Source organism: Paenibacillus sp. DMB5 (assembly GCF_001517085.1).
Taxonomy (GTDB): Bacteria; Bacillota; Bacilli; order Paenibacillales; family Paenibacillaceae; genus Paenibacillus_AQ.
Genome location: NZ_LRAC01000168.1, coordinates 64,312 through 82,511 on the forward strand (window position 1 = coordinate 64,312; position 18,200 = coordinate 82,511).

Consider the following 18,200-nt stretch of genomic DNA (forward strand, 5'->3'; position numbering starts at 1 on the left):
AAATTCGAAATCTGTTTTCGGTGAAACTGCCCTGAAGCGCTATCTAGTGGGAAAAACGCCACTTCCTCCCCAAACAGACAGCTACGGCGTAGGCTGAGCTATCCGGCAGACTGGTAGCCTGCAGCAAAAAAGGCCACCCCTCCCGGGATGGCCTCTTTATTCATTTGCGCCGATCAGAACGGATTGGTAGCAATAAAGCTCGCCGTCTTCACATACACACGCGGGTTCAATTTAAGCTGGTCGATAATGAACTCTGCGATATCCTCAGGCTGAACGAACTTCGCATCATTATTCTCCTTGATCAGGTTCAGGTCGAGCGCAAGATCGGTAGCGATTGTACTCGGGGTCAGAGCCGATACACGGATGTTATTGCGGCGTACCTCCTGGGCCAGGGATTCGGTCAGTCCGATCATGGCAAATTTGGAGGCGCTGTATGCACTGGAGGTAGCTGCGCCGTTAAGTCCGTTAGTCGAGGAGATGTTAATGATGTCTCCGGCATTCTTGTCGATAAGCTGCGGCAGCACAGCACGGGTTACATAGTAGGTGCCCATCAGGTTGACGTCGATCATGCCCTTCCACTCTTCCGGGTCCATTTCCAGCAGTGTGCCGAATGTGGCAATTCCGGCGTTGTTAATCAGAATGTCCGCAGCGCCCAGCTCGTTTTTGAGTGCTTCGACCGCGGCGTCTACCTGTTCCTTGGAAGAAATATCAGCGACGGCAAAAGCGGCCTTTACTCCGTAGCCTTCAATCTCGGCAGCCAGTGCCTGCAGTGCAGCTTCACTTCTGGCCAGCAGACCGACGCTGACGCCCTCCTTGGCAAGCGCAACAGCTGTTGCTTTTCCGATTCCTCTTGCCGCTCCGGTTACAATTGCTACTTTTCCTTGCAATGATTGTGCCATCTAAGCAGGCTCCTCTCCAATCTTCTTTTAAAAAACCTCTTCTATTATACTATGTCCGGACAGCCGGAGCTAAATGCTCCATGTGATATTGACATCTTAAAACGGTCATAAATGCCATCAATCCAAATTTAATTTACCACTTTTTTATTGACACTTCCCGCAAATCCATATATATTGTTCGATAATGAGAATCGTTATCAAGTATTGCTAAATACACTACATAAAGGATGGGGTCACACCAATGAAACACATGAACACAACAAGGAAGTATACTTTCAGAACGCTGCTTGCTCCGCTTGCGCTAACCCTTGCGCTGGTAGGCTGCGGTAACAACAACACTGCATCGAACAATGCTGCTTCCCCTACAAACGCTGCGGCCACTACTGCACCGGCTGCCACAGAAGCACCTGCTGCGACAGAGGCCGTTCAATATCCGATTACAATCAAGACTGCGCTTGGGGAAGCTGTAATTGAGAGCAAGCCTGAGCGTGTAGTTACTATTCAATGGGCTAACCATGACGTCGCGCTTGCACTTGGCGTTATTCCTGTAGGCTTCTCTGCTGCGAACTTCGGCGTTCAGGACGGCAGCGGACTGCTTCCTTGGACCAAGGAGAAGCTGGACGAGCTGGGCGTGACGGATCCTAACGTGTTCCAGGATACCGACGGCCTTGATTTTGAAGCCATTTCCGATGCAGATCCGGATGTTATTCTTGCCGCATACTCCGGTATCACGCAGGAAGATTATGATACCCTGAGCCAGATCGCTCCGGTTGTCGCTTACCCGACTTCCCCTTGGACAACCACATGGCGCGAACAGGTTTTGCTTAATGCTGAAGGCATGGGCATGAAGGCAGAAGGCGAACAGCTGATTAAGGACACTGAAGATATGGTAAAAGAAAAGCTGGCCGCATACCCGCAGATTGCCGGTAAAAAGGTTGTATGGGTTAACTTCTCCGCTGACGACCTGTCCCAGCTGCACATCTATGCGCCGATTGATTCCCGTGTTGCCTTCCTGTACGAGCTGGGGATGGAATACCCTGAGAGCATCACATCCCAGATTACCGATCCTACCAGCTACTCTTTGAGCCTGAGTGCCGAGAACGTTGAAGCCCTTAATGATGCTGACCTGATCGTCGGCTACGGCAATGACGAATTGCTGAAAGCCCTCCAGGCCGATTCCCTGCTGGGCAAAATTCCGGCTATCGAGCGCGGATCTGTTGCCTTCATTGACAGCGATACACCACTGGTAGCTGCCGGAACGCCTAACCCGCTGTCCATCGCCTACACCATTGATGAGTATCTGGCTTTGATCGGCGGAGCTATCGACAAGATTAATGAATAGTTCTACAGTTTCCGAACAAAAACAGCCTGCCGCGCATACACCGCGCAACTTCACGCTGATCCTGGTCATCTGCTTCATCCTGCTTGGCTTATGCGTGATAGCCTCGCTGGCCTTGGGCTCGCGGGTGACCAGCTTCCGGGAGCTGATGGACGGGTTATTCCATCCGGATGTCCAGTCCTTCGGGGCTAACGTAGTCCGCAAACGGATTTCCCGCACCGTGTTCAGCTTAATGTGCGGAGCGGCGCTCGGCGTGTCCGGAGCGCTTATGCAATCGGTCACCCGCAATCCTATTGCGGACCCGAGTATACTTGGAGTCAATACCGGCGCGCCCTGTTTGTGGTGTGCGGGATTGCTTTCCTGAACATAAGCTCAGCCAGCCAATATATTTGGCTGGCTTTGGCCGGAGCTGCGCTGACTGCAGTGTTCGTATTCGGAATCGGTTCAATGGGGCGTGGCGGAGCCACCCCCATTAAGCTCGTTCTGGCGGGCGCTGCCACCAGCGCAGCCCTTTCCTCTTTGGTCACCGCCATTATGATTCCGCGTTCCTATGTCATGGATAAATTCAGGTTCTGGCAGGTGGGCAGTGTCGGCTCAGGGAGCTGGGATAATATCTCCACCTTCCTCCCTTTTCTGATCGCCGGCATGCTGATTGCTGTGTTAACCGCCCCTGCGCTTAATGCCCTGGCTCTGGGGGATGATGTGGCCACCGGTCTGGGCGTGAAGACGGGCTTCCTGCGGTTTATTGCCGCCTTTGCCGGTGTTGTCCTATGCGGTGCGGCAACTGCACTCGCGGGCCCTATCGGCTTCATCGGGCTGCTCGCCACTCATGTGATCCGTCTGATTCTTGGCCCCGATCTGCGTTTTGTTATTCCCATGTCCGCGATTGCGGGCGCTATTATTCTGACCGTGGCCGATGTCATCGGCAGACTGCTGGGCAGTCCCGGAGAGCTTGAAGTCGGTGTAGTGACAGCGTTCATCGGAGCACCGATATTAATCATATTAGCTATGAGATCGAAAGTGCGGTCCTTATGACAAATCATCCTACTTCAACTGAATTCATTATGGCAGGCAGGCGGCTCAGACGCCGCCGCTGGATACTGGTTACAGGCCTGCTCGCAGTGCTGGCCTGCTCGCTCTGCATAGCTATGCTGCTGCTGGGGAACACCATCTATCCGCTGTCCAAGGTCCTTCGGGCGCTGTCTGGAGAACAGCTCAAGGGCGTATCCTTTGCGGTCAATACGATCCGCCTGCCGCGGATGCTGGCCGGCCTGTTTGCCGGGTTTGCTTTTGGTGTCGCCGGCTATACGTTTCAGACCATGCTGCGTAACCCTTTGGCTAACCCGAATGTTATCGGCATTACGTCGGGATCAAGTGCAGCAGCTGTGTTCAGCATCGTCATTCTGCATGCCGGCGGGGCTGTGGTCTCTTTTGCCGCAGTCATCGCCGGTCTGGCCACCGTCATATTGATCTATTTCCTGTCCCGGGGAAGAACCTTCTCGATTGGACGCCTGATCCTGGTCGGAATAGGTGTGCAGGCGATGCTGGATGCGGTCATTTCCTATCTCCTGCTGATCAGCTCCGAGAAGGATGTGCCTACAGCAATCCGTTGGCTGACCGGCAGTCTCAACGGCTCGCAGATGAGTGAGCTTCCGCCGCTGGTCATTACCGTATTGATCTGCGCACCCATCATTGCCCTGCTGGGCAAGCATCTTGATATCCTGGAGCTCGGCGAGCAGTCAGCGTCTTCGCTGGGTGTGCATACCGACAAAACGCGAATCCTGCTTATCGTAGCCTCCGTTTGCATGATTGCGATTGCTACCGCTACAACAGGCCCGATTGCTTTTGTCTCCTTCCTTGCCGGACCCATAGCCAAAAGACTGGTCGGAGTCGGCTTCTCCGGTGTCATTCCGGCAGGACTTGTCGGCGTTGTTCTGGTTCTCGCTGCAGATCTGATCGGACAGTTTGCCTTCGTTACCAGGTTCCCGGTCGGTGTTATTACCGGACTGCTCGGAGCGCCATATCTGATTTACCTGCTGATCCAGATGAACCGGAAGGGAGAACTATAATGAATCAGGCGCATACTTTTCAAGTCGAACGCCTCGTAGCAGGCTATGAGAATAAAACAGTCATCCAGGATGTCAGCCTTCTGCTGCCGAGCAGCAAGATCAGCGTCATTATCGGCTCGAATGGCTGCGGCAAGTCAACGCTCCTGAAAACGATGGCCCGGCTAATCAAGCCCTCCTCCGGTGCCATTACAATTGACGGAAAACCGCTTGCCAAAATCGCCTCTAAGCCCTTGGCCCGCATAGTTGGAATGCTGCCGCAATCACCGATAGTCCCGGAAGGCATCACCGTCGCCGATCTGGTCGGCCGGGGAAGATTCCCGCACCAGTCCCTGTTCGGCGGGTGGAGCAAAAAGGACTATGAGGCTGTGGCCGAAGCAATGGAAATTATGAAGATTACGGAATTCGCCAATCATCATATTGATGAGCTGTCCGGCGGCCAGCGCCAGCGCGTCTGGATCGCCATGGCACTGGCGCAGCAGACGGATATCCTGTTCCTCGACGAACCGACAACGTTCCTCGATATCACCTACCAGGTCGAGATTCTGGACCTGTTGACCGACCTGAACCGCAAGCACGGCACCACTATCGTCATGGTGCTGCATGATATCAACCTGTCCGCCCGGTATGCCGACCATATTTTTGCCCTTCATTCGGGCAAGCTAGTCGCTGAAGGCACGCCGGATTCAGTGATTACAAGCACCCTGGTCAAGGACATCTTCGGACTGGATTGTGCGGTAATCAAGGACCCGGTTGCCGGCTCTCCTATGATCGTGCCCAAGGGCCGCTATCATGCGGATTATGCGCCTGTTCATTAGCGAATGCATGGTTTACTACAAAAAAACCACCCCGGTCAACGGAGTGGTTTTTTTCGTTAAGGCTAGATATGATTTCCCGCCTCGGTATTGATATTGATCTCCTGGCTGCTCTTCTGCTTTCTGCTCCTTACCGAATACAGAATGAACAGAAGAATGAACCAGACAGGAGTGAATAGCAGTGCCGGACGGGTCTCTTCGGCAATCAGCATGATGACCAGAATTGCCGCGAACAGTGCCAGAACAATATAGTTTACCGCCGGAGTGAACGGTGCCTTGAACTTGGAGGCAGCCTGCAGATCCGGGCGGTTCTTCTTGTATTTAATGTGGCACACCAGTACAACGCCCCACACCCAGATGAAGCAGATGGCGCTGACTGTGGTTACAATGCCGAAGGCCTGCTCGGGAACAAGCTTGCTCAGCAGGGCTCCTGCCGAGATTACCAGCGTAGAGACGAACAGCGAGTTGGCAGGTACATGGTTTTTGTTCAGCTTGCCGAACTGGCCGGAGGCCTGATCCTTGCGGCTCAGATTATAGAGAATCCGGCTGGTCGAGAACATCCCGCTGTTGCAGGCCGACGCAGCCGAGGTCAATACGACGAAGTTGATAATTCCCGCAGCAATCGGAATGCCCACCAGGCTAAAGGTTCTGACAAACGGGCTTTCTGCCGGACTGAGCTGAGTCCACGGATTCACACACAGCAGGACGAACAGTGCTCCCACGTAGAAGAACAGAATCCGCAGCGGGATCTTGTTGATTGCCGACGGGATATTTTTCTCAGGATCAGCCGTTTCCGCTGCCGACACCCCTACCAGCTCTACACCGACATAAGCGAATACGACCATCTGGAAGGAAAAGAGGAAGCCTGTGATACCGTTCGGGAATACCCCGCCGTGCTGCCACAGATTGCGGACAGTAACTGCTCCTGCATCTGTTTTGAAGCCCAGTACGAGCAGTACAATTCCAAGCCCGATCAGGGCAAGAATCGTAACCACCTTGATCAGTGCGAACCAGAACTCCAGCTCGCCGAAGCTTTTGACAGTCAGCAGATTGAGTCCCAGCAGAATAATCAGGCAGATGACTGCCGGAACCCACTGCGGGATATCAAACCAGTATTGTACATAGACACCCACCGCAATGACATCGGCCATCGCCGTCATAATCCAGCAGAACCAATACGTCCAGCCTGTAACAAAAGCGGCCTTGGGTCCCAAATAATCCTCAGCGATATCTGTAAAGGACTGGTACCCTGCCTTGGACAGCAGCAGCTCTCCCAGTGCCCTCATGACAAAAAATACAGCGATCCCTACAATCAGATAAGTGAACATGATCGACGGACCCGCTTTTTCGATTGCCCGCCCTGACCCCAGGAATAATCCTGTTCCAATCGTTCCTCCGATTGCGATTAACTGAACGTGCCGGTTGGCCAGCTCTCTCTTTAACTCTGCCATGCCTGTTTCCCCCTTATGATTACAGCCTGTTGTTGCCAATAAAAAAAGAGACTGGATATCATCCAATCTCCCGGCTCATAAGAATATCAAACACTATCCGCCCTGCGGGCAGCAGCCCGCAAGGCAGATAAATATTCAGTACTCTTCTGTCCTTTTGCCTGAGATTGTGAACCCTTCGGCGCTGCGGTAGCCCGCAGTCTCTCCAGAAGCTGCTCCTGCTATAGTGTGATCCATAGCATTCATAGCCTGTAGCGTATTAAGTTGGTGAAGCGTTAATGCATTTTAATATTCTAACATATTACTCGTCATGTGAGTATATAAGCTGTGAAAAAAGTCTCAATTCCAATTTTATCCTTACAGCCTAACCCTGTACCTGCTCTTCCCCGGCCTTCCCGTAGAACCTGAGAAAAACAACGATACCGATCAATGCTACAACAATGCCCGACCAGAAGAACCAGACCTGCACCCCGTACCGGTCGGCAACCGGTCCGGCCAGGGCCAGCCCGATGGGAGAAGACAGCATGCCGATGCTGGAGACGAGCGAAATTACACGCCCCAACGTTTCCGGCTCGTATGCCTTCTGAATCATAGCCATATAGGGGCCATTAAACAGTGGGGCGGCTGCACCCATGAAGAAGGACAGCACGGCAAAGGCTACGAAGGCTCCGCTGCCGACAACTCCGCTCAGCAGGCAGGTCAGGCCGATAATTACAAGGCTGGCGCTCATATAGGTGGAGTCGCGCCACTTGGAGGACAGTACCGACAGCAGCACGCCGCCGGCGATCATGCCGATGCCGAATACCGCCTCGATTACACTCGCGCTGTATCCGCCCCGGCCAAAATGCTCCAGCGTCATCAGCGGGAACAGCATGGCCAGCGGCATAAAGACAACGCTGAAGCCGGCCATGGCTATTGTAATAAAGACAATAGGCTTAGAGGATACAAAGGTCCGCCAGCCGAGAATAAACTCCTGCCGGAACGAGGGTGCCTGCACCACCTCGGGCTTCGGTTGATGAATCTTCACCATCAGCAGCATAATATTGGCAATTAGTGCGCCTGCCACATCAAGCAGCAGTACCGCTCCCAGCGAGGTAGCCGAATATACGGCGATTCCCAGCGCGGGCCCGAGTATGCTGGAAGCGGAGAAGACCATCTGCTGCCAGCCCGCCACCCGGGTCAGCTGATCCTCCGGGGCAATCAGCGGGACCGCTGCCTGGAACGACGGCGCGTGGAACGAGGAGGCCACGGAGCGGATGAACAGCACGACATAAACGACCCACAGGCTCGGGTCGCCCCATAAATAGTAAGCGCCCAGGATCAGGCTGGTGACAGCAATCATGCTGTCGGAGATAATCATGGTCCGCTTGCGGTTCCAGCGGTCCAGCCACACGCCGATGAACGGACCCAGGATGGCCTGCGGCAGGAAGCCGACAAGTCCGGCAATCATAAGCACGGAGGCCGACCCCGTCGTTTCCGTCAGATGCCAAATAATAGAGAACTGCACCATCGATGAAGTCAGAATCGAGAAAATCTGACCGCTGAAGATAAAGGCGAATGTCCTCTTCCAGTGCATATGATTCATAAATTGTACCTCCCAAAAGTAAATGGATTTCATGTATGAAGCAGCCTAGCCGTTAACCAAAAAAACAGACCCAAGTCCAGTGGGCTTGAGTCTGCTTGCTTTACGTATCAGAACAGGGCATAGCCAAATAAGGCTCTGCACATTAACCGTCAGGATTACGGCCTATGTCCATACGTAATAAAACAAGCATCTCAAAAAAGCCCACCTTACCGGTGAAAAAAGCTCCTCTGGATACTCATCTTAAACGTATGAAATAAATCATAGTCCGCAGCCCTCCTTCTCATTAATTAGCCGTATCTTACCATCGGCAGCAAAAGCTGTCAAACCTAAAATTTCATTAAAAAAGCGGGCAAGCCAACGCTTACCCGCTCCTCCAAAACCTATTGACTATTTGATGATTACATATTCCAGTCCTACCAGTTTAGCGTAGCTAACGATCTGATCGGTAGTCAGGTTCAGGGAAACCACAGTGTGGTGGCCGCCGCCGTTCTCGATCCAGGCCTTTACTCCGTCCTGGAAGTTAGGCTTAACCTTCCACAGGACGCGCGCTACCGGAAGGTTAGGAGCCGCAACCTCAGGCTCAAATGCTTCCACTTCGTTGATCAGCAGCTTGTAGTGTGTACCGAAGTCAGCCATCGATACAACAACGCCTTCGCCTGCTTTGCCGTCGAATACAAGGCGGGCCGGGTCTTCGCGGTCGCCGATACCGAGCGGCGATACCAGCACCTTCGGCTTGTTGCTTGCCAGGCTTGGATCAACCTCAAGCATGTGGGACTGCAGAATCGCTTCCTTGCCTTCTGCCATTTCATAGGTGTAATCTTCCATGAAGCCGGTGTTCACGTTGTGCGCCATTACCTTCAGCAGGCGGTCAAGGGCAGCGGTCTTCCAGTCGCCTTCGCCGGCGAAGCCGTAGCCTTGGGCCATCAGGCGTTGTACCGCCAGACCCGGAAGCTGCTTCATGCCGTGCAGGTCTTCGAAGTTGGATGTGAAGGCATTGTAGCCGCCGTTGTCCAGGAAACGCTTAAGGGCGATTTCATAGCTGGCCTGAACCTTAACGCTCGCTTCCCAGGCCTCCTTGCTGTAGTTGCCGTAATCGAAATCGTACTGCTCTGCATATTCAGCGAACAGGGCATTGATCTCTTCTTCCGTTACTTCGTTAACATAAGCTACAAGATCGCCGATACCGAAGTAATCAACAGTCCAGCCGAACTGGATCTGGGCTTCTACTTTATCGCCTTCAGTAACCCCTACGTTACGCATGTTGTCGCCGAAGCGGGCAACCTTAATGTTGAAGCTTTCGTTATAGGCAACCGCTACGTCCATCCACTCGGCAATCTGCTTCTGAACATTAGGGCGCTGCCAGTAGCCTACAACCACTTTGTTCTGTTTCTTGAGGCGGGCGTTGATGAAGCCATACTCACGGTCACCGTGGGCAGCCTGGTTGAGGTTCATGAAATCCATGTCGATGGTTGCCCAAGGAATGCTTTCATTGTACTGGGTAGCCAGGTGCAGAAGCGGCTTCTGAAGCAGCTTGGTGCCGCGGATCCACATTTTTGCCGGGGAGAAGGTGTGCATCCAGGTAATTACACCGGCAACCTCGTCACGGTAGTTGACTTCCTTCATGATGGTAGTGATTTTGTCTGCGCTCACTGCCAGATCCTGCAATACAAGAGGGTAAGGCAGAACGCCGCTGTTATTCAGCGCGTCAACCATTTCCTGGGCGTGGGCTTTAACTTCTCCGAGTGCTTCTTCGCCGTACAGATGCTGCGAGCCAACAACGAACCAGAACTGCTTGTCACTAACTGTTGTCATTTATATTCATCCTCTTCTCTTAAATTGTAATAGTAGGCTAATCCGTACGTAATATTACTTCTGACCGTAATAAGCATCCTTGCCGTGCTTGCGCAGATAGTGCTTATCCAGAATCCGCTGCGGCAGCTCCTCGGCAAAATGGTTCAGCTCACGCGCAAAATGGTTCATCTTGGCCACTTCCTCCAGCACCACACTGTTCATGACTGCGGAATGGGCATCTTTGCCCCAGGTGAATGGTCCATGGCCCTTCAGCAGTACGCCGGGAACCGCCATAATATCAATACCGCGCTGCTCAAACGTCTCGATAATCACATGCCCTGTCTCTGCTTCATAGCCGCGGTCAATCTCTTCTTGTGTGAGGAACCGGGTACATGGTACAGCGCCGTAGAAGGTGTCAGCATGCGTTGTTCCCATAACCGGAACATCAAGCCCTGCCTGCGCCCAGACGGTCGCCCACATGGAATGCGTATGCACGATGCCGCCGATTTCCTTGTAATGCTTATACAATACAGCGTGGGTCGGTGTATCCGAGGAAGGTCTGAGATCGCCCTCAACCACGTTACCGTCAAAATCGACAACGACCATATCGCTGGCTTTCATTTTCTCATAGCTGACTCCGCTTGGTTTAATGACGAACAGGCCCTTCTCACGGTCAACCGCGCTCACATTGCCCCAGGTGTACTTGATAAGTCCTTGCTTAGGCAGGTCCAGATTGGCCTGGAATACCTCTTCCTTCAGTTGCTCTAACACATTAACCCCTCCCGTTCTCTACCAGATGATCTACAGCAGCCTGCTCAATCGCCAGCCCCTCCACATACCGCTCCATAAAGAGCTCAAAGCCCTTAACGTCAGCAGCATCCGGATGAATGACCTGTCCTTCCGTATCCTTAAATACCTTGTTATCGAGAAAATCGTCCAGACGCTCCTGCTGCTCCCTGTTCTGCATGAACGCAGCCAGAATCGCCATCCCCCAGGCGCCGCCTTCGCTGGCTGTTGCCATTACAGAGACAGGTACGTTCATCGACGCAGCCACGATCCTTTGGCCGACTACCGGAGTTTTGAACAGGCCGCCGTGCGCCAGAATGCTGTCGATTGCGACATGTTCCTTCTTGGTGAGGATATCCATCCCGATCTTCAGCGCAGCGAAAGCGGTGAACAGGTGCGTGCGCATGAAGTTAGCCAGATTGAAGCGGCTCTCAGGCGAGCGGACGAACAGCGGGCGTCCCTTTTCGATGCCTGTAATATTTTCCCCGGAAAAATAACCGTAGCTCAGCAGACCGCCGCCGTCGGCATCCGCCTCAAGCGCTTTGTTAAACAGCACGCTGAACAGCTTGCCGGAATCGGCCTCATAGCCCATAGCCTCCGCAAATTCACGGAACAGGCCGACCCATGCGTTGATGTCACTGGAGCAGTTATTCGCATGTACCATCCCTACCGGACTGCCGTCTGGAGTAGTAACCATATCAATCTCCGGATACACGGCGGACAGATCGTTCTCAAGCACGATCATCGCAAATACGGATGTACCTACGGATACGTTACCGGTGCGTTTTCTTACACTGTTGGTAGCGACCATGCCTGTTCCGGCATCCCCCTCAGGAGGGCACAACGGAATGCCTGCCTGCAGATCCCCGGACACGTCCAGAATCGCAGCACCGGCCTCGGTCAATACGCCTGCCTGCTCGCCTGCATGGTACACTTTTGGCAACAGCTCACCCAGCTTTAAAGAGTACCCTTTGGCTGCTGTCAGCTCGTCGAACTGCTTCACCATTGCCGGATTGTAATCCTGCGCTGCCTCATCAATCGGGAAAATCCCCGAAGCGTCGCCGATGCCGATCGCTTTCGTTCCGGTCAGCAGCCAGTGGATATATCCGGCCAGCGTCGTTATAAAATCAATGCTCGGCACATGTTCTTCCTTGTTAAGAATCGCCTGATACAGATGGGCAATGCTCCACCGCTCAGGGATGTTGAACTGAAACTCTTCAGTCAGTTCCTTGGCCGCAGCTCCGGTTGTCGCATTACGCCAGGTCCGGAACGGAACCAGCAGCTCTCCCTTGCTGTCAAAAGCCATATATCCGTGCATCATGGCCGAGAATCCGATCGACCCCACCTTGCTCAGGGTGACTTCGTATTTCTGCTGTACCTCCTGCTTCAATTCACTGTAGGCAGTCTGCAGGCCCTTGATGATGTCATTCAAATCATACGTCCAGTATCCGTCAACCAGCTGGTTCTCCCACTCATAGCTGCCGGAGGCAACCGTCTCAAACTTCTGGTCAATCAGTACCGCCTTGATACGTGTGGACCCAAATTCGATACCCAGTGAGGTTCCTCCCTCAAGTATCGCTTGCCTGATGTTCTGATCCATGCCCACGTTACTCCTCTCTAAGCCAACCTGTTATAATTGCAGTAATAAAAAGAAGGCGCTTCCCTTTAACAGCTCCAGTATATTTTTTGTTCGTACATTTGTCAATACAACCAGTAAGATATACATACAAATTAACTTTATGTTTATACATATGCGCTCATGGACTATAATAAGCTAATATCCGTGTTACAATATGTACGTACAACTTTTACACAATCATTACATTCCGTTCTGAACTACCTCGAAAGAAGTGAGTCCGATGAAGACAAAATACCAGATCATTTTTGATGATATAAAAAGCAATATTCTCTCCGGGGCCTACAGTGTGGGGGAGCAGATTCCAACCGAGCTGGCCCTGCAGGAAACGTACAATGTCAGCCGGCAGACGGTGCGCAAGGCGATCCTTGAGCTGTCTAATGAAGGTTTTTTGCGCAGTGAAAAGGGCTCTGGCACCTACGTCAGCAGCCAGTTCCGCTCCAAAGCGGCAGGCAGCTCCAGCAAGCGGACGATCGGCGTTATTACCACCTACATCTCGGATTACATCTTTCCTTCTATTATCCGGGGGATTGAGGGGCGGCTGAATGAGGATAATTATTCGCTGCTGCTGGCCAGCACCAACAATGATGTGGCCCAGGAGAAGAAGGCGCTGGAGATGATGCTATCCTTCGGGGTCGATGGCCTGATTGTGGAGCCGACCAAGAGTAACCTGTACAACCCCAACATCGCCTACTACCTGTCCTTTAAGGAGCAGGAGGTGCCGTTCATCATGATTAACGCGTATTATGAGGAGCTGGAGGTACCGTTCTTTTGCCTCGATGATGTGCAGTCCAGCTACCTGGCGACCAAGGAGCTGATCTCCAAGGGCCACACCCAGATCGGCATCATAGCCAAGATGGATGACCTGCAGGGAAAATACCGGATGAAGGGCTATATCAAGGCGCTTGGCGAAGCGAAGCTGCGGTTCCACCCGGAGCAGGTGCTGTCCTTCGATACCGAAACGAAGCAGGAGCTGTCTGACAGCCTCAAGAAATTCCTGAGCGAAAATAGAGAGATGCTGACAGCCATCGTCTGCTACAACGACGAAGTCGGCCTCGAAGCCGTAAATGTGTGCCGGCAGCTGGACATCTCCGTCCCGGAGGATCTGTCCATCATTGGTCAGGACAATTCGTATATTGCCAAGAACGCGAACATTAAGCTGACGACCCTGACCCACCCGCAGGAGCAGATGGGACGGGACGCCGCGGAATGGGTGATCAAGAAGCTGCAGGGCAAGAAAGACCTGCGGAACAGTACCTACTATCAGCCAGTGCTGGTGGAGGGGGAAACGGTGCGGGAGCTGGAATCTTGACCCTATGACAGTATGTAAAGATTTGATGAGCTATGTACCGATGATTTTTCTCCGCCCGGATCGTCTAACATTATGAACCACTCAAATCGATCCGAACCCAAGGAGGAATAACAATGACAGTCAAGCTTACCCCTTATATCACGTTGGAGGGACGTACGCAGGAAGCTATCCGGTTTTATGAACAAGCGCTCGGTGCTGAGGTTATCTTCGTAACTACTTACGGCGAGATGCCGGATATGCCCAGTACGTTTACGGAGGATCTGAAAGCCCTTGTCGCGCATGCCAAATTAAAAATCGGTGAAGCGGAACTGATGTTTTCCGATTCCCCCAGCGGTTCGTCGCCGGGGGAAGGGAAGCGGGTAACGATCTGCATTACGACAAACGACGTAGAACAATCGAGGCGGATATTTGAAGCCCTGCAGCAAGAAGGCCAGGTCAATTTACCCTTTCAAGAGGAAGCGTTCAGCCCGGGGTTTGGCGATGTGACAGATAAATTCGGGGTCACTTTTCAGGTGTTTACAGAGTTGCCGTACAATTGATTGGATAAAGAGTCGTCCGGTGAACGGGCGGCTCTTTGTTCCTTTCAATTTAAAATTCTTCAATTTTCAACTAATCCCCAATCGCATATAATGAAAGAACAACCTTTCGGAATATCGGTTTGGGGGGACAAAATGAAAGATACGGCATTTGACGTCCAGACGTTCGAAGACCTGAAGCCGCAGTTAACATCGTTCTGTTACCGCATGCTTGGGTCCGCTGATGACGCGGACGATGCTGTTCAGGAAACCTATATTAGGGCCTGGGAGAACTGGAGCTCGTTCCGGCAAGAATCTTCAATGAAAACATGGATTTACCGTATCGCTTCGAATCTGTGCCTGGACAAGCTGAGGCGTGCCAAACGCCGCATGCTTCCCGTTGATTTCTCCGACCCGGCGGCCCGGATTATTGAACCGCGCGAGACGCTGCCCGATTCAACATGGATTTGGCCTGCGCCTGATTTTGCGGAAACTCCCGAGGAGCAAATCGTTCGTAAAGATACGCTGCGGATTTGTTTTATTGCACTCTTGCAGACACTGCCTCCGCGTCAACGGGCGGCGCTTATCCTGAAGGATGTATTCGAATGGTCTTCAAAAGAGATCGCGGAAACACTAGGCATTTCTGCGGCGGCCGTGAACAGCGCTTTACAGAGAGCCAGAGAGACGATGAGCCGGGCAGAGCTCCGGTCCGATGAGCTCAGCTCCATGGAGGTTCACCCGGATCGCGAGCTGCTCTCGCGGTATATCGTTGCCTTTGAACAATTCGATATCCAGGCACTGGTCGCCTTGTTCCATGAGGAAGGCAGTATGTCGATGCCCCCTTTTGCGATGTGGATTCATGGCAGGGACGACTTATCCCGATTTTTTTCGATTACACGCCCGCATTGCGAAGGATCGAAATTTATACCGGTTACGGTCAACGGCGGTTATCCCGCCTTGGCGCAGTATATGCCGAGCCAGGAACCTGGGGTTCTAGTCCCTTGGGGCATTCATGTTCTCGAGGTCAAGGAGCACTGCATTCTCCATGTCCAAAACTTTATCAGCACCACTTTATTTGCCCGATTCGGCCTGCCGGAGCGGATGTACCGATGAATTTTGAAGCTCGCTTTCGTCTATACAGGTAAGAAGCAAATTTCAACCATTACGAAAGAGGTGTCCTTCGATCATGGAGACGAACAACAAGGCAAAAGTAACCGTACAGGCTGTCATTCAAGCGCCGGTAGAGAAGGTATGGACGTATTGGACCGAGCCGGTTCATATCACGAAGTGGAATCAGGCTTCAGAGGATTGGCATGCGCCAAAAGCGGAGAACGATTTGCGGATCGGCGGTACATTTGTCACAAGGATGGAAGCGAAAGACGGGAGCATGGGCTTCGATTTTGGCGGGACTTACGATGTGGTAAAGCAGCACGAGGCGATCGGTTATACGATGGAGGATGGGAGACGCGTCGATATTGCTTTCGTTGACAAAGGCAGCGAAACGGAGGTTATCGAAACGTTCGATCTGGAAAGCACCCACTCTGCCGAGATGCAGCAGGCCGGCTGGCAGGCGATTTTGGACCATTTCAAAGCATATACCGAACAATCGGCATGAGGACTAAAGGCGCCAGAACGGCGCCTTTTTTATTTGTTGAAATCTACTTGCAGCCGTCTCCTTGTACCCGGAAGTGGTTAAGGTTGATTGCTCCCGAAGCATTAATATGTTCCCTAATACACTTTCCATATGTTAGACACAAACAGGCGGAAAGGTTGAAGGATTTTCCAATTATTTATGGAAAGATAGGAGTACCTGAAATCGAATACAGCGCACCTGTAATTAGGGGTAGTATTGGGATGCCATTTCGTGGACTATGCGGGCGGCCATCCGTTTTGGGAAATGATTAGGGAAAAGAGGAAATGAAGCTGATGACAACCATTCGGTTAGGCGATACCCGGTTAACAGGAGCGGATGGCGTGCGTGCCATTGCCTGCCTGTCCGTCATCCTGCATCATGTGTCACAACGTCTGGCGATGCCCGCTCCAAGCCCTTGGCTTCAAGAAGTACAGTCGGTTCTCTTGCTTGGGAACAGCGGAGTAAGTTTGTTTTTTGTATTAAGCGGATTTTTGTTATCGTTTCCATTCTGGGGCGCTTACCTGAACAATGAGGCATACCCGAGCATCCGAACGTATACGATGCGCCGCGCGGCAAGAATTATGCCCGGCTTTTATGTTGCATTCCTCGTGTGTCTGTGGCTCGAATGGAGGCTGGGCAGCGAAATGGGGTTCTTATGGCGGCGGATCATAACGGGCTTCACGTTTACGTCGGGTTTCCACTATACAACGTTTTTCCCGTCCGAATGGAATGGGCCCTTCTGGTCGATCAGCTTCGAGGTATTTTGCTACCTGCTTATGCCGTTGTTTATGGCTGTATTGTTTCGGCTCGGCCTGCGGCGTTCGTTCGGTAAGGCGGTCTTGTTCTGGCTCGCTGCAATCGGATTGGTGTTAGTCGTCAACCCGCTCATACATCATTGGTTTACACCAAGCGAGAGCGGCCGGGGCTGGGAATATGGTCAAATGGGCGGTGCAAAATACTGGATGCCGAATTATAATCCGGTCGGATTCTTCGGCCACTTTGCTATCGGCATTCTGGCGGCGGGAGTGACAGCCGCGACCATGCAGCGCGGCGCCGCAATCGAGCGGTTGCGCAAGCTCGGGCTGTTCGACGCAGTTGCGGCAGCCGCTTTGGCGCTTGCCGGCCTGCTGATCTGGCGAATGCGCCATCAGGGCGAATTCGATTTCAGCTTCCAGCAGCAACCGTACTACTTCCCGGCATATGCCATCCTGTTCGGAATCGTGCTGATGTCCGCACCGTTCAGCGTGCTATTGGGGCGCTGGTTAGATAACCGCTTTTTCCGTTTTACCGCGAAAATGTCATTTGGTCTGTATATCTGGCACTATCTGTTCATCACCTTAATCGAAAAGTATGGCATGAAGGATTACCACTATTCCGGGGTCACGGACGTGTGGCGATGGGTCGGCATCAGTGTATCCGTCATCTTCCTCTCCTATGCGGCCGCGACGTTCTCTTATTATGTCATAGAGCAGCCGTTCATTAACAGGTCGAAGGGCAAACCGTTTTTTCGGCGCAAGCGGACGGATACGCCCCCGATTGAAGCGGCATAAGGTATCGAACATACAGCAAGATGAACAAACCCGGATCTCAAGGAGAGAGCCGGGTTTGTTTTTACTCATACAGCCAGATCCCCGCCACCGTCATCACCCCCGGCAGGCTGTCCTCATCGACCGCCACATTATTATCGTACCAGCCGCCCAGGGCCAGGTTGAGGATCAGATAAAACGCTGGTCGAACGGCATGCCGGGCTCCAGCCGGCGCTCGGCGAAGCAGTGGCCGTCCACCAGCCAGCGGATGGAGTCCGCGCTCCACTCCAGGCCATAATCACGGAACTGGCTGATCGTTCCGTCTTCAAGCTCGTGGGTAAACTCCTCAACCACCTTGCTGTCCAGATCCTTGCCATAGTGCAGCGTTCCGGCAATCTGCCGGGGCAGGCGGCCCTTGGCCTCCAGCATGTCCAGCTCGCCGGACGCCGGCCACGGACCGTAGGCGTAATCCTGCGGCATCAGCCAGATTGCCGGCCACAGGCCCTGGCCCACAGGTAGTTTGGCGCGAATAACCAATTTGCCGTAGCAGAACGAGAAATGATTTCTTGTATCGAGACGGGCTGAGGTATAGTCGAAGCTCCGCCCGTCCTGCTCTATTTTTTCACGGCATGCCCGAAGGTTCAGCCCTTGCTCATCAAAGTAGAGGTTCGCGGCACGGCCCGTATAAAACTGCTGCTCATTATTGCCCCAGCCCGGATAAACGGGCTTATCATTCAGATCGAGCAGATCATTGCCTGTCCGGATGTTCCAGAGGCTGAGATCGCCCCCGCTTTTTACAAAATCCTGCTCCCACACCAGCTTGCTCATCGCTTGGCACACTCCTCTCAT

The 18,200-nt window shown here is 52.9% G+C and carries 15 protein-coding genes, 1 pseudogene and 1 riboswitch; of the genes and pseudogenes, 9 read left to right on the top strand and 7 right to left on the bottom strand.

All coding sequences use genetic code 11. The features are described 5' to 3' along the window. Nucleotides 1–173 precede the first annotated feature (173 nt). Complete coding sequence (locus AWJ19_RS31355; protein WP_068729454.1) at nt 174–899, bottom strand: 3-ketoacyl-ACP reductase; 726 nt, start codon at nt 897–899, stop codon at nt 174–176. A gap of 250 nt (nt 900–1,149) precedes the next feature. Between AWJ19_RS31355 and AWJ19_RS31360 the strand changes: the two genes are divergently transcribed. The 4 genes and pseudogenes from AWJ19_RS31360 (at nt 1,150) to AWJ19_RS31375 (ending at nt 5,122) form a co-directional block, all read left to right on the top strand. Continuing rightward, nucleotides 1,150–2,241 carry an iron-siderophore ABC transporter substrate-binding protein gene (locus tag AWJ19_RS31360; RefSeq protein ID WP_068729599.1) on the top strand — a complete coding sequence of 364 codons (1,092 nt, stop codon included), beginning with the start codon at nt 1,150–1,152 and terminating at the stop codon, nt 2,239–2,241. After that, a pseudogene (locus AWJ19_RS31365) lies at nt 2,234–3,273 on the top strand (iron ABC transporter permease). Before AWJ19_RS31360 ends, AWJ19_RS31365 begins: the two are co-directional and overlap by 8 nt. After that, nucleotides 3,270–4,307, top strand: a complete 1,038-nt coding sequence (locus AWJ19_RS31370; protein ID WP_068729456.1) for an iron chelate uptake ABC transporter family permease subunit — start codon at nt 3,270–3,272, stop codon at nt 4,305–4,307. Before AWJ19_RS31365 ends, AWJ19_RS31370 begins: the two are co-directional and overlap by 4 nt. After that, nucleotides 4,307–5,122, top strand: a complete 816-nt coding sequence (locus AWJ19_RS31375) for an ABC transporter ATP-binding protein (protein WP_068729458.1) — start codon at nt 4,307–4,309, stop codon at nt 5,120–5,122. Before AWJ19_RS31370 ends, AWJ19_RS31375 begins: the two co-directional genes overlap by 1 nt. A 62-nt stretch (nt 5,123–5,184) precedes the next feature. Here the strand turns inward: AWJ19_RS31375 and AWJ19_RS31380 are convergent, their stop codons facing one another. The 5 genes from AWJ19_RS31380 to AWJ19_RS31400 all read right to left on the bottom strand — a co-directional run bounded on the left by AWJ19_RS31380 (nt 5,185) and on the right by AWJ19_RS31400 (nt 12,329). Then, on the bottom strand, nt 5,185–6,570 hold the full coding sequence (locus tag AWJ19_RS31380; protein ID WP_068729460.1) for an amino acid permease: 1,386 nt from the start codon (nt 6,568–6,570) through the stop codon (nt 5,185–5,187). Nucleotides 6,571–6,706: 136 nt separating this feature from the next. After that, nucleotides 6,707–6,786: riboswitch (glycine riboswitch) on the bottom strand. 145 nt (nt 6,787–6,931) lie between these two features. Continuing rightward, entirely contained in the window at nt 6,932–8,152 is a 1,221-nt protein-coding gene (locus AWJ19_RS31385; RefSeq protein ID WP_068729462.1) for an MFS transporter, read from the bottom strand. 387 nt (nt 8,153–8,539) lie between these two features. After that, nucleotides 8,540–9,964: an L-arabinose isomerase gene (araA, locus tag AWJ19_RS31390; protein ID WP_068729464.1), complete on the bottom strand. Its 1,425-nt coding sequence runs from the start codon at nt 9,962–9,964 to the stop codon at nt 8,540–8,542. Between the two features lie 54 nt (nt 9,965–10,018). Continuing rightward, the gene (locus tag AWJ19_RS31395) at nt 10,019–10,714 is read right to left on the bottom strand and encodes an L-ribulose-5-phosphate 4-epimerase (RefSeq protein ID WP_068729466.1); all 696 of its coding nucleotides are present in this window, start codon (nt 10,712–10,714) and stop codon (nt 10,019–10,021) included. A gap of 1 nt (nt 10,715) precedes the next feature. Continuing rightward, nucleotides 10,716–12,329, bottom strand: a complete 1,614-nt coding sequence (locus AWJ19_RS31400; RefSeq protein ID WP_068729469.1) for an FGGY-family carbohydrate kinase — start codon at nt 12,327–12,329, stop codon at nt 10,716–10,718. 259 nt (nt 12,330–12,588) lie between these two features. Here AWJ19_RS31400 and AWJ19_RS31405 point away from each other — a divergent pair, with 259 nt between their 5' ends. From AWJ19_RS31405 to AWJ19_RS31425, 5 genes are all read left to right on the top strand, one after another. Then, entirely contained in the window at nt 12,589–13,677 is a 1,089-nt protein-coding gene (locus AWJ19_RS31405; protein ID WP_068729471.1) for a GntR family transcriptional regulator, read from the top strand. A 113-nt stretch (nt 13,678–13,790) separates the two neighbouring features. After that, nucleotides 13,791–14,216: a VOC family protein gene (locus AWJ19_RS31410; protein ID WP_068729473.1), complete on the top strand. Its 426-nt coding sequence runs from the start codon at nt 13,791–13,793 to the stop codon at nt 14,214–14,216. A 132-nt stretch (nt 14,217–14,348) separates the two neighbouring features. Further along, nucleotides 14,349–15,305, top strand: a complete 957-nt coding sequence (locus AWJ19_RS31415) for a sigma-70 family RNA polymerase sigma factor (RefSeq protein ID WP_068729475.1) — start codon at nt 14,349–14,351, stop codon at nt 15,303–15,305. Between the two features lie 73 nt (nt 15,306–15,378). Beyond that, nucleotides 15,379–15,807, top strand: coding sequence for an SRPBCC family protein (locus tag AWJ19_RS31420; RefSeq protein ID WP_068729476.1), 429 nt, complete (start codon nt 15,379–15,381; stop codon nt 15,805–15,807). A gap of 302 nt (nt 15,808–16,109) precedes the next feature. After that, nucleotides 16,110–17,375 (top strand): acyltransferase, encoded by a 1,266-nt coding sequence (locus AWJ19_RS31425; RefSeq protein ID WP_241781958.1) that lies wholly within the window; start codon nt 16,110–16,112, stop codon nt 17,373–17,375. 165 nt (nt 17,376–17,540) lie between these two features. Here AWJ19_RS31425 and AWJ19_RS31430 read toward each other — a convergent pair whose 3' ends face one another. Next, nucleotides 17,541–18,179 carry a glycoside hydrolase family 16 protein gene (locus tag AWJ19_RS31430; RefSeq protein WP_068729478.1) on the bottom strand — a complete coding sequence of 213 codons (639 nt, stop codon included), beginning with the start codon at nt 18,177–18,179 and terminating at the stop codon, nt 17,541–17,543. Between the last annotated feature and the right edge of the window lie 21 nt (nt 18,180–18,200).

Bases quoted from the DNA above. Each gene is read 5' to 3' on its own strand.
- AWJ19_RS31360 (WP_068729599.1), top strand. From the start codon at position 1,150: ATGAACACAACAAGGAAGTATACTTTCAGAACGCTGCTTGCTCCGCTT.
- AWJ19_RS31375 (WP_068729458.1), top strand. From the start codon at position 4,307: ATGAATCAGGCGCATACTTTTCAAGTCGAACGCCTCGTAGCAGGCTAT.
- AWJ19_RS31430 (WP_068729478.1), bottom strand. From the start codon at position 18,179: ATGAGCAAGCTGGTGTGGGAGCAGGATTTTGTAAAAAGCGGGGGCGAT.
- AWJ19_RS31410 (WP_068729473.1), top strand. From the start codon at position 13,791: ATGACAGTCAAGCTTACCCCTTATATCACGTTGGAGGGACGTACGCAG.
- araA (WP_068729464.1), bottom strand. From the start codon at position 9,964: ATGACAACAGTTAGTGACAAGCAGTTCTGGTTCGTTGTTGGCTCGCAG.
- AWJ19_RS31400 (WP_068729469.1), bottom strand. From the start codon at position 12,329: ATGGATCAGAACATCAGGCAAGCGATACTTGAGGGAGGAACCTCACTG.
- AWJ19_RS31425 (WP_241781958.1), top strand. From the start codon at position 16,110: ATGAAGCTGATGACAACCATTCGGTTAGGCGATACCCGGTTAACAGGA.
- AWJ19_RS31405 (WP_068729471.1), top strand. From the start codon at position 12,589: ATGAAGACAAAATACCAGATCATTTTTGATGATATAAAAAGCAATATT.
- AWJ19_RS31370 (WP_068729456.1), top strand. From the start codon at position 3,270: ATGACAAATCATCCTACTTCAACTGAATTCATTATGGCAGGCAGGCGG.
- AWJ19_RS31355 (WP_068729454.1), bottom strand. From the start codon at position 899: ATGGCACAATCATTGCAAGGAAAAGTAGCAATTGTAACCGGAGCGGCA.
- AWJ19_RS31415 (WP_068729475.1), top strand. From the start codon at position 14,349: ATGAAAGATACGGCATTTGACGTCCAGACGTTCGAAGACCTGAAGCCG.
- AWJ19_RS31385 (WP_068729462.1), bottom strand. From the start codon at position 8,152: ATGAATCATATGCACTGGAAGAGGACATTCGCCTTTATCTTCAGCGGT.
- AWJ19_RS31380 (WP_068729460.1), bottom strand. From the start codon at position 6,570: ATGGCAGAGTTAAAGAGAGAGCTGGCCAACCGGCACGTTCAGTTAATC.
- AWJ19_RS31420 (WP_068729476.1), top strand. From the start codon at position 15,379: ATGGAGACGAACAACAAGGCAAAAGTAACCGTACAGGCTGTCATTCAA.